This window comes from Rhizobium sp. SVR5-9E (genome assembly GCF_056755095.1).
In genome coordinates this window covers 1-11,331 of record NZ_JBNDHS010000142.1, presented here as the reverse complement: position 1 = coordinate 11,331, position 11,331 = coordinate 1, and the positions used below count along the sequence as shown (strand labels likewise).

The following is an 11,331-nucleotide window of genomic DNA, read 5'->3' as shown; positions in this document are numbered from 1 at the left end:
CAGAAGTAGAGGTGTGGGACGAGGAGTCGTGCCGGGCCGCCATGATCGCGGGGAAGCGGCTGCCCCTCGTAATTCAGAGCAACCATGGCCTTTCCGGACGCAAGATCTGCAAGGGGAACATTTGTAGAGTAGCCATCGTAGCAGTGTGCGAGCACGAAATCAGTGGGACGCTCAACGCCGGCATCGGCAAGGATGTCGTCGACGATCACGCCCTCCCAGGCGGTGTTGAGTTTTGACCACGATGTGACGCAATGAATGTCTCTCGTCATCTTGGTCTTGGGCAAAGCGTTGAACTCACTCCAGTTCCAAGCCTTGATGGGCCTCGGCCCGATCTTGAGGGTAAATTTCCAATCCGCTGTCTCGACGCGCGGGGTCGGCCCGGCTGTCAGGACAGGGAAGTGCTCGACAAGGTGCTGGCCCGGCGGAATTCGATCCAGCTGGTCTTCTCCCGAATTTCGGCTGGTAAAGCCTCTGGTCACCATAGCGAGCTCCTTTGCGGCGTTACGGGTGCCTTCTTCACGATGAGGTCCCGAGCGTTCGAATGATTGGTCCACCGGCTTGGACGAATGCGCAGGTGGGTAGCAGCGCAAAGTAAGACTTGGTATTCAGGGTAGATCTCAGCGCTGCATCCGCCCAGCCGGTGCGTTCAATAATTAAATTCGACGACCATTCGGGTAAAGCTATCGTATCCATAACAGGCAGGAATGCTCGGCGAAGTCAGCGTCGAAGCTCCGCGAAGAGGAAATCCGTGAACGCGCGCGCGGCGGGCTTGATGATATTTCCGCTCACGAACAATGCGCTGATTTCCATCGAGCCGAAGTCCCAGTCAGGCAGCACCCGCAAGAGCGCCCCGGTCTCGATCTCTGCCTGCACGCTTGTTTCGCTCGACGCGGCGATTCCCAGCCCGGCGACGGCGCTTGCTGTCGCGCCTTCGTTGATGGTGATAGCGAGCTGGCCGTCGACGCGCACGGATACAACACGCCCGTCCTTGCGGAACGACAAAGTCGGCGAGGGATGCGCTGGACTGAGGATCACCGAGTGGTGCGCGAGGTCTGACGGCATCGTGGGCGTGCCACGCTCCCGGAGGTAGTTTGGGGAGGCCGCGAGTATCCTCGGCTGGTGGAGGAGTTTGCGCGCCGTCGCGCTCGAGTCGCGGAGGGCGCCGAACTGGAACGACACGTCGAGGCCCTCAGTCACGATGTCTGGGTAGCGGTCAGTCACCCGGAGCTCGATCTTCAGCGCCGGGTGCTGCTTCATAAACGTGGAAAGCCGCGGAATGATTTCCCTGAGCCCGAAACTTACCGGCGTGCCGATGCGAAGGACCCCTCGCAGCTCTCCGGTGCCGCGAGCCTCGTGGTCGGCCTCATCGATCGCGGCTAGGATCGGCTCCACACGCATCAAATAGGTTGCTCCAGCGTCCGTCAGCGTGACCGCACGGGTTGTCCGGCTGAAGAGCGTCGCACCAACATCGGCTTCCAACGCGGCGATAAGGCGTGAGGCCGAGGCCTGAGAGAGACCGAGTTCACGACCGGCACTCGAAAAATTGCCCACGCGACCTGCGCGGGCAAACAATTTCAGCGCTGTAAGTCGGTCGTTCATCGCTTCTCTATCTTACTCCTATTTCCCCGCTGGGTCCGGGGACCAAAATGGCACCTCTCGTCCGCGAAGATAATACCCGCGAACAGAGACATTGTCTCTCATTTATTGAGAGGATTAACCGCCGGCAACGGCGCGGCGACAGGACGCTCGAACACTCATCGCGCAATGATAGAAAGGCGCGTCAACGATGTGTGGCCAATCGACGTATATGACACGCCAAGCGCAGACACCTATGCCGCTCAGGTGACTACACACGTGCGCTCCAGAGCCGATCCAGGATTGGAAGGAGGTCCGTTGGGTTTGAGCGGTGAGTTTGATCCGGATCGACTTCCGAGTAAGCGATAACTCCGCTTTGATCGACAACGAACCGCGCCGGGATTGGAAGCGTCCAACTATCCTCCCCGTGAAGGCGTGGCAGATCGATTCCGCTCTTCAGATGCAACGTCTGGAGCAGTTCGGGGATGCGCCAACGAACACCGAACTGCAGCGCGACCTTCCCGCCTTTATCGCACAAGATTGGTAACGTTATCTGCTTGGTCCTTCGGGTCCTTGCATTCTCCTCAATTGTCTGCGGCGATATGGCGACCAGCGAAGCTCCACGTGCCTCGATTAATGGGCGGACCTCTTCGAGCGCCCTTAAGCCGCGAATGCAACCGGGACACCAGCCGCCGCTATAGAAAACCAAAAGGAGCGGACCGTGGCGCAATATCGATGCCAAGGAGGTCTCTACGCCATCTTGGTTGGGTAGAGAGAAGTCCGGTACGCGTCGTCCGGCGGCTAATGCGTTCTCGGTTTGGCCAGAGGCCTTCAGGTATTCCGCGGCCTGCGCTAGGGCGATCGTGATATCAGTGTTCATTTCCGGCGTCCTGTATTCCGAACAGCTCGCGTTTCAATGCCCGAGCCGGTCGATAAGGCTTCTCTCAATAGCGGTCATCGGCAACTTCGACTTAATCAGCCCGTCATGAGCCGGTCGCAGATCGCCCGAGCCGATGGATCGGGCATAGAGTCCGCAACATGGCAGCTCATGCTGGACTTCCGCTTATCGATGGACAGAACAGAACGTTCTGTAACCGCCAACAAAATGCCAATCCAAGGGAACCCAATGTCAAAGCTCAAGAGGGGATTTTTTGCGGGAGCGCATGCAACCACCCGCGCTGCGCGGGTGGGCGCGCGCTCGGGGTTAAGCTCTCCTGGTCGTCTCGAACAGGAACCATGTGCGACGTTCGGCCTCGTCGATCCAGTTTTCCATCAGGCTGGCCGTGGCGACATCGCCATGCTCGTCGCAGACATTGTGGGTCTGCCGCAGGCGTTGGGTAAGCACCAGGTTGTCTTCCTTCAGCTCGGCCAGCATGTCTTCGGGTGTGACGAAATCCGCATCATTGTCCTCGATATGCTTCTCCCTGGCGATGTGGCCGATCGAGCGGATCGTTGTGCCGCCGATCTTGCGCGCTCTTTCCGCGATTTCGTCCGTCATCGCGAAAATCTGCGCGGCCTGTTCGTCGAGAAGGAGGTGATAATCCCGGAAATGCGGGCCTGATATATGCCAATGGAAGTTTTTGGTCTTGACGTAAAGCGCGAACACGTCCGCCAGAAGCACAGTGAGAGCGGCCGAAATATCCTTGGTGGCATTGGAGCCGAGATTGCTCGGTGTGTCGAGCGGCGCCTCGCGCCGCTTTCTCGTGTCTTCCATACTCATTTTGATCCCTCATTCAGGTTTGATGCAGTCTTGGTGTTCGTCGCGGGATGGCTCCGAACAAGCAGTTTTGCGAAATTGGGTCTGCACGTTTGCGAGGTGCCGGCCCTTCACGTTAACGCGACATGGCCGGTCCGCCGTCGATGACTAGCCACGCCGGACCACGTCGCAGGGAGCATCATCATTCGCACCGCTGTTCCGATACCGACTGCGGACTCGATCTCGATAGCGCCGCCGCTCTCTTGAACGAATTGCCGCACTTGGCCGAGACCGAGACCCGAACCTTGCCCAACGGGCTTCGTCGTGAAATTGGTGTCGAACGCTCGCCTAAGCACGTCGTCTGTCATGCCGCTTCCGTTGTCCGCGACGATGATTTCTACCGCCCCAGTTACCGCTCCTGGACGCGGGACGCTGTTCTTCGCGGAGATTACGACCTCGCCACCGTCTTGCAGCGCCGCGCTCGCATTACGGCACAAGTTGAGAAGCGCGAAGTAAAGGTCCTCTGGATCGGTGGCAAAATCGGAGAGATCTTGGGCAATCTCAGTGCGAAGTGACCGACCGGGACCGATGGCGTGCCGCAAATCCTCCGTTGCCGCGACAAGGTCCCGCCGAGTCGTGATGTTCGCATGTCCATTTTGTTGAATAAAATTTCCACCTAAGAGTTTGCGACTCGAAACCGCGGCGCGCTGCACTGCGTGCCGCATTTGGTCGACAATCCGTTTCCTTCCCTCGACCTCCGTCTGGCGCTCCCAGAGCCGCAGCCCACAATCGATCGTGGCAAGGAGGTTTGTGATGTCGTGCAGAATCGCTTTGGCGGCCTCGCCTATGGCGGCGGGGTCTTGATCTTGCGTCAGCGGAATAGAGTGCGAGGCACTAGCCGGCGGTAAATTGCGGCACATCACGCCGGAAATTTCACGATCTCTGCCAAGCGCAGAGATCTCGACCTTCCTCACGGTTGGGGCGATGTCGCACTCAAGCGATGATAGATGCCGGACGTCGGTGTGAAAAATCCGAGGCGTGATGACTTCAATTACCTCGTTGCTTTGCATAGCGACCCTCCTAGCTTTTCAATCTAGCATCGTGTTCCGCGTGTCGATCGCGGTACTGAAAGTATTTGGTACGGCAATGCTTCGGAGAATGACCTTGCAACGCCGACGAGGGAAATCACCTCTTGCCATAGAGTCGATAGACGATCGTTATAGCCGGTCGCCGCACGGCGCTCTCGGACACGATTAGTCCGGCCAGTGTCGAGGCGCTCATGGGCTCCGGACTGTCATCCCCTGCGCGCCGCGAGGTGCACGGGATGACGCGCAAGGACTATGACGACGACTTCAGCAAATTTGTATCGATCGGCAGGCTGCGCACACGCTTGCTGGTCGCGGCGAAGATCGCATTTGTCACTGCAGCACTGACAATCGCTGTCGGAGCTTCGCCAACGCCACCTGGAGCTTCCGCGTTCTTAATCAAGTGCGTCTCCACCACCGGCACCTCGTCGATACGCATCGGCAGATAGCTGTCGAAATTGCTTTGCTCGACGCGTCCATCCTTGAAGGTGATCGAGCCATGCAGCGCAGCGGTCAGCCCGAAAAGCGTTCCACCTTGAATCTGTGCTTCGATCGTATCCGGATTGACGTACATGCCGCAGTCAATCGCACAGACGATCCGCTTGACCTCGACAGAGCCATCGGCCGCCACTTCGACCTCCGCGACCTGCGACGTATAACTTCCGTATGCGAATTGGACCGAAATCCCGCGGCCATGCCGTGCGGGGAGTGGTGATCCCCACCCAGCTTTTTCCGCGGCAAGCGACAGAACAGCAAGCGCTCGCGGATTGTGGCCGAGCAATCCCTTGCGATAAGCGACGGGATCCTGTTTCGCGGCATACGCGAGCTCATCTATGAAGCTTTCGACTACAAAAACATTGTGAGTGGGTCCGACACCGCGCCACCAAGAGGTCCGGACACCAGGGGGCTCGACCTGGACATAGTCGACGTGGATATTGGGCAGCGCATAGGGCGGCTCGGCCGCCGCTTCTACGGCATCGGGGTCCAATCCGTCCTTGAAGTAAGGGGGATAATAGCGAGCCATGACCGAGGAGCCGGCGATCCGATGCGTCCAGGCAACCGGCTTGCCGGCCGCATCAAGTCCGGCCGACAGCCGGTCGAGATAGTACGGCCGATACATATCGTGCTGGATGTCTTCCTCGCGGCTCCAGATCACCTTCACCGGACCATCGACGTGCTTGGCGATCTTGACGGCGAGGATCGTGCCATCGGGTTCCAGCCTTCGGCCGAAGCCACCGCCAATCAGATGATTGTGAATTTTGATTGCATCCTTTGGCAGGCCGGTGAGTTCGGCCACCTGAGACTGCGTGATCGTAGGCGCCTGTGTCCCGACCCAGATGTCGCAGCGATCCTTCTGCAGATGAACGGTGCAGTTCATCGGCTCCATCGCCGCGTGGGCCAGGAAAGGCACCTGATAGATGGCGTCTACCCGTTGCGCGGCCTCCGCAAGAGCCTTCCCTGCATCACCGACGTTACGGGCGACCACGCCCGGCTTTTGGGATTCCTCCTCCAATTGCTTGACGATATCGGCGTTGCTGACCTTGCCGTTCGGCCCGTCGTCCCACGTGATGGCGGCGGCCTCGAGCCCCTTCTTCGCCGCGCCCGTGTGATCCGCCACCACAGCAACGGCTTCATCGATGTTGACCACTCGCCGGACGCCCTTCACTGCCAGCGCGGCCTTCTCGTCCACCGTTTTCGCCTTGCCACCGAGCACGGGCGAAATAGCAACCGCTGCAACCTTCATACCCGGCAGTCGCGTATCGATACCGTAGAGCGCGCGCCCATCGACCTTTATCGGGGAATCCACGCGCTTGGCGCGCGTGCCGATCAGGGTGAAATCCTTCGGGTCCTTCAATTTGACGTTTGCCGCAGGCGGCACAGGCAATTTTGCCGCGGCCTTCGCAAGTTGGCCGTAGCTCAGATGCTTCGAGCCTGACGCATCGAACACAACGCCGTCCTTGGCGCGGCAAGTCGCTGGATCGACATTCCAGCGCTTTGCGGCTGCCGCAATCAGCAGATTACGACCCACTGCCCCTGCCTGACGCAGCGGTGTCCAGAAGGCGCGCACAGAGGCGGAACCACCTGTATTTTGAATGCCTATGATCGAATTGACGTAAAGCGCATGATTTGGCGGCGCATGCTGAACCTGAATCTGGTCGAGCTTCACTTCCAGTTCTTCGGCAAGAAGCATCGACAGCGACGTATAAACCCCCTGCCCCATCTCGACCATCGGCATGATCAGGGTCACGGCGCCGGTTGGATTGATCCGTATAAATCCGTTCGGCGCGAAAGTACCCGTGACCTCGTTTTCGACCACCTGCGAAGCAGGCGCCGCGAAGACGGACTCCGTGCTTGCACCGGTTAGCGCAAAACCAAGCAGCAAGCCTGCGCCCTGAAGAAAGGCGCGCCGCGGCATCGCTGTTTCATCGACAATCTGCTTTTTCAGAACAAGCTCATCCATGATTTCAAACTCCGGCAGCGTGCTTGATCGCAGCGCGGATGCGCTGATAGGTGCCGCATCGGCAGACATTGCCCGACATGGCGGCATCGATGTCGTCATCCGTCGGCTTCGGCGTGTCTTTCAGTAACGCCGCCGCCGACATGATCTGGCCGGACTGGCAGTAGCCGCACTGCACCACCTCCAGCTCCAGCCACGCCTTCTGCAAGGTCGCGCCCTGCGGTGTCTGGCCGATCGCCTCGATCGTGGTGACCGCGCTGTCGCCGACGCTGTCGACTGGCGTCTGGCACGAGCGGACCGCCTGGCCGTCGCGATGCACGGTGCAGGCGCCGCACAGCCCCTGGCCGCAGCCGAACTTGGTCCCGTTCATGCCGAGTACGTCGCGCAGCACCCACAAAAGCGGGATGTCGCCGTCGACGTCGACCTCATGGGGTGTGCCGTTGATCTTTAGCGTGAAAGCCATGCATGCCTCTCGGTGGCTGGGGCTGATAGGATGCAGCCCGCCGACATGACAGCGGTCGGCCGGCTGCGTGGATCAATGAGAGCGCGCCGTTCACGGACGAACGCGGATGACCGTCTTTCCCGAGCGTCGCTCGGTCGCGTTGAAGGCGGCGACGGCTTCGTCGAGGGTCGCGACGTTGCCGATGTTCGTCCGCAGTCGTCCGTCCCGCACCCGCTGGACGATCTCGCTTAGTTGAGCACGATCGGACTCGACAACGAAGTCGACCGCCAGACCATCGGCGGGCCGCGCCTCGGCTGGTCCGACGATGGTCACCAGTGTTCCTCCGGCTCGAACAAGCCCTGCGGACCGCTCCTGGATGTCGCCGCCGATGACATCGAACACCAGATCGACGCCACCGACGTCTTCGAGGACGTCATTGTCGAGGTCGACGAACTCCTGCGCGCCGAAGTCGAGGACCTTCTGACGGTCGGCGGCGCGTCCGGTGCCGATGACGTAGGCGCCGGCCTCACGCGCGAGCTGCGTCACCATCGTCCCGACTGCGCCGGCCGCGCCGTGCGCAAGGACACTCTGCCCCGCCTGAAGACGGCCGTGCTGGAACAGTCCCTGCCACGCGGTCAGGCCCGAGATCGGCAAGCTGGCGCCCACCGTGAAGTCGACGTCGCCTGGCAGCGGCGCAAGGTTGCGTGCCTCGATGGCCACAAACTCGGCCAGGGTGCCGTCGCGATGCCAGTCGGCGAGGCCGAACACACGCTGTCCCACCGACAGACCCGTCGTGCCATAGCCGAGGGCCGTGACCACTCCGGCCAGCTCGTGGCCAGGGATCGACGGTGTCCGGTCACGGTCGCGGCGATCGGTCCAGGTCGAGGGCCATGTCAGCTCGGTCGGGACGAATCCCGACGCATGAATCTGAACGATGACGTCGTTTATCGCCGCCTGCGGCTCGGGCCGCTCCGTCAGCTTCATCCCGGCCGTTCCAGCAGCCTGATCCGTTACCACGATTGCCTTCATGATAATTGTCTCCTCGGTTCATTCATCTCGGATGCGGCAACGCCCGTTACTCGATCGGACATGGAACCTCTCCCATGACCGTCAGGTCGATCGCAGCAAGCGCTTTGTCCCTCGCTAATATGGCCTGGTCCCGGTCGAGAAACGCGGTGGCCTGCATGGCGAAGAATTGCAGGGTTTTCAGCCCAGTGGAGCCCAGCACTGCCGACAGATACGGCGTGAGAAAATCGGGCTGATTGGCTTTCTCGCCGGCGAAGACGCCGCCGGAAGCGATACCGACGAACACCGGACGATCCGAGAGCATTCCCACTTTCCCTGCTCGCGTCGACTTGAAGGTGCGACCGGCGCGAAGGATTTGGTCGATCCAAGCTTTGAGGACCGAGGGAACGGTTAAGTTGTGCATGGGCGTTCCGATGACAATCACATCGGCCGCCTCGACTTCCTGAATAAGCACCTCGGAAAGATCAAGCGCGCCGCTCAGCGGGGCCGCCAAGGTGGCCGGCGACGACAGGGTCGTCGCGTAGTCGGGTGCGGCGTGCGGCAGGGGGTAAGCGCCGAAGTCGCGCCGGCTGATGCTCGCGCCGGGCGCAACCTCAAGGAGCTTTTTGACAATCGCCGCCGAAAGCTGGCGGCTGTGCGATTCTGGACGCGGGCTGCAATCAATATGGAGGATTTTCATGCCACGCTCCGCTTATTGCTTCAGGACCGGATAGCCGTCAGTGTAGATCCAGTCTGACTGTCGCGCCGGCTCGTGACAGGACTGACAGTCCGCCGTGTAGTCGGTGGATGTGGTCTTCTGGGGATCAGCTGCGTCGAACCAGGACCAACCCCAGCCGTCGCCCCAAAGCTTGTTTCCTGGAAATCGGCCGGCGCTGTCTTTCACCATGACGAACCAGCCGGCTAGGGTGCCGGCACTGCTTACGGTTCCGGTTGTCATATCGTTGGTAGTCGTATCGAATACTTCCTTCACGAGAACGGCGCCGTCGGGAAAGTGTCCGTCCTTGCGATATGCGGCGATGGTTCCGGGCGACGCATAGACCACGTGCAACTGTTTTGAGCCCGGACCGTCGTCTTTAGCCACTGCCCAGCTGCCCAGCACCTGATAAGCGGTCCGATAGTCGGAAGGCACGTGCAGATTTCCCTTGTCGTCGACAACAGCCGCAGCCGTTCCTTCGTATCGCGAGTGCTTATCCATCTGCGCATAGGTCGTAACGGCGCCGGCGCCGATCACGGACAATCCTGCCAGGGCAGCGCCCAAGGCAATGACGATTCTCATGGCAATGTTCCTATGTTGGTGAACCAGAAGCGTTCCTCGGCGTCCCTCGATGAGATCTCCGACGAAGGTAATTAGTTCTCGCAGGGCGGGACGAAGTTTTCCAATAGCTGAGATGTATCGTTTCCATAGCGGCGGGGAATGCTCGCGACGGCCCTCACGTGTCCTGGGCACCGGCGGCACCAACGACATCGGTTTCGCCCCATCACCGGCTTCCCGGCAGAAGATCTCGTAACCGTCAAAATCGGCCGTGCGGTCCACGTCACTGACCTTCGAGCTCGGATCGAGCGCGAAGGGACTCCAATAACGGCAGGCTATCGATTTTATGGCGAGAGGTGATTTCCCTTTCGGAGCGTGGGAACCCACTCTGCCATTCGACGCCACGCCAAAAAGCGACACGTTCTCCAAACGGATGGCTTCGGATCACGGAAAAGGAGGTTGATATGCAGAATGCGGATGGACGGAAGGCGACCGCCCCATGCTCGAAAGCCCTCCCGTTGTCGAGTTTCTTCCGCCAGACATCGTAGTACTCGCGGATGGTGCGGGCGTGGCTATCGGGCAGGGGCGCCTCTTCGCCGCCTCGGTGGGCCCTCGCGCGCGTCGCGAACAGCACCGATCGACGCCCGCGCTCCGGTCTGTTGACATCCCGTTAGTAGGCCCCAACGGAGAGGTCTCGGGAATTCTGCGCCGCGTCCTGCCCGTCGCTGAGTTTGGCGCCCTCTCGGCGCACCTCGAATCGGCCCGGCGCGGCTCCAGCGACGAGGTTACAAACTCTGTTGCGCATGATATGAACAATCTCCTGGCCGTGATCGACGGCGGCCTTGGCCTTCTGGAACACCAAAGCGACGCCGATACCCGCAGGGCGATCTTTACCCGCTTGCGCCGCGCAGTCGACAGAGGCGCAATTTTAACGCGAAGGCTCCTGGACCATGGAAGTCTAGCCCGTCGCGGCTATGCTGGCACGACGCCTACACAGCTGTCTGTCGCCATTGAGGCTTTGCGCTCGTCGTTGAGCGCGGACACACTGATGGAAATAGAGATCGAAGCCGGCCTGTGGCCGGTAAACGCTGATGCCGATGAGCTCTATTTTGCGTTGCTGAATTTGTGTCGAAACGCTGATGCAGCCACGCGCAAGGACGGCCTGATCGTTGTCTCCGCCGCGAATGTAGCTGCCCAATCGGACGGGCACGATGGAATGGTCGCAATCACAGTCCGCGACAACGGCTCAGGGATGACCGAGGAGGTCATGGGGCGCGCCTTCGAGCCGTATTTCACGACGAAGGAGGTTGGCGTCGGAACCGGCCTGGGACTTTCCCAAGTTCGTGCGTTTGTCGAGCGCCAAGGGGGATATATTCACTTGCAGTCCGAGTTAGGCGTCGGAACCGCGGTCCACCTGATTTTCCCCCGTGTGCCGGACGAGGAGTCTGCTGCTCCGGCTCGGGAGCCGTACAGTGACGATAGGTACTCGCGCTCGGCTCTCTCGACTATCGGCTATAGCCCGTCGCTGAACGGGGGCGTCTTCCACATCGTACCCTCAAGAGGGGCCGGCGGGGTCGACGATATAAGACGCTAATTGGCACGATAGCCAATCTCATCTCGTTAGGCTCCGAGGACTGCCGTTGCGATGCCTCGCCCGATCGCACCCGTATCGAAAATTGGGAGCTTTCCGCGCCCATAAATTTTGGGGACATAACAAGCTGTCATTTGGGCCAATTCAAAGCGGACTTCATGTCGCCAAAAACCCCGGTTTTTCGAATTTTTGGGTCAAATCAAGTG

General features: G+C 60.3%; 11 protein-coding genes. 1 reads left to right on the top strand and 10 read right to left on the bottom strand.

The genetic code is table 11. The features are described 5' to 3' along the window. The 10 genes from ACPYOJ_RS32355 to ACPYOJ_RS32310 form a co-directional block, all read right to left on the bottom strand. Window positions 1-482, bottom strand: a 482-nt coding sequence (locus ACPYOJ_RS32355; protein ID WP_481419902.1) for a molybdopterin-dependent oxidoreductase, incomplete at its 3' end; no start/stop codon positions are given. 235 nt (window positions 483-717) lie between these two features. Further along, window positions 718-1,599: a LysR family transcriptional regulator gene (locus tag ACPYOJ_RS32350; protein ID WP_481419901.1), complete on the bottom strand. Its 882-nt coding sequence runs from the start codon at window positions 1,597-1,599 to the stop codon at window positions 718-720. A 247-nt stretch (window positions 1,600-1,846) separates the two neighbouring features. After that, the gene (locus tag ACPYOJ_RS32345) at window positions 1,847-2,455 is read right to left on the bottom strand and encodes a peroxiredoxin-like family protein (RefSeq protein ID WP_481419900.1); all 609 of its coding nucleotides are present in this window, start codon (window positions 2,453-2,455) and stop codon (window positions 1,847-1,849) included. 324 nt (window positions 2,456-2,779) lie between these two features. Beyond that, entirely contained in the window at window positions 2,780-3,295 is a 516-nt protein-coding gene (locus ACPYOJ_RS32340; protein WP_481419899.1) for a Dps family protein, read from the bottom strand. A gap of 107 nt (window positions 3,296-3,402) precedes the next feature. Then, a complete protein-coding gene (locus ACPYOJ_RS32335; protein WP_481419898.1) occupies window positions 3,403-4,341 on the bottom strand; it encodes an ATP-binding protein in 939 nt (312 codons plus the stop codon). 268 nt (window positions 4,342-4,609) lie between these two features. After that, window positions 4,610-6,817, bottom strand: a complete 2,208-nt coding sequence (locus ACPYOJ_RS32330; RefSeq protein ID WP_481419897.1) for a xanthine dehydrogenase family protein molybdopterin-binding subunit — start codon at window positions 6,815-6,817, stop codon at window positions 4,610-4,612. 4 nt (window positions 6,818-6,821) lie between these two features. Beyond that, a complete protein-coding gene (locus ACPYOJ_RS32325) occupies window positions 6,822-7,277 on the bottom strand; it encodes a (2Fe-2S)-binding protein (protein ID WP_481419896.1) in 456 nt (151 codons plus the stop codon). Window positions 7,278-7,367: 90 nt separating this feature from the next. Next, complete coding sequence (locus ACPYOJ_RS32320; protein ID WP_481419895.1) at window positions 7,368-8,285, bottom strand: NADP-dependent oxidoreductase; 918 nt, start codon at window positions 8,283-8,285, stop codon at window positions 7,368-7,370. A 46-nt stretch (window positions 8,286-8,331) separates the two neighbouring features. Continuing rightward, window positions 8,332-8,961: an FMN-dependent NADH-azoreductase gene (locus tag ACPYOJ_RS32315; protein WP_481419894.1), complete on the bottom strand. Its 630-nt coding sequence runs from the start codon at window positions 8,959-8,961 to the stop codon at window positions 8,332-8,334. 12 nt (window positions 8,962-8,973) lie between these two features. Continuing rightward, on the bottom strand, window positions 8,974-9,558 hold the full coding sequence (locus ACPYOJ_RS32310; protein WP_481419893.1) for a cytochrome P460 family protein: 585 nt from the start codon (window positions 9,556-9,558) through the stop codon (window positions 8,974-8,976). 475 nt (window positions 9,559-10,033) lie between these two features. Here ACPYOJ_RS32310 and ACPYOJ_RS32305 point away from each other — a divergent pair, with 475 nt between their 5' ends. After that, complete coding sequence (locus ACPYOJ_RS32305) at window positions 10,034-11,128, top strand: sensor histidine kinase (protein ID WP_481419892.1); 1,095 nt, start codon at window positions 10,034-10,036, stop codon at window positions 11,126-11,128. Window positions 11,129-11,331 lie beyond the last annotated feature (203 nt).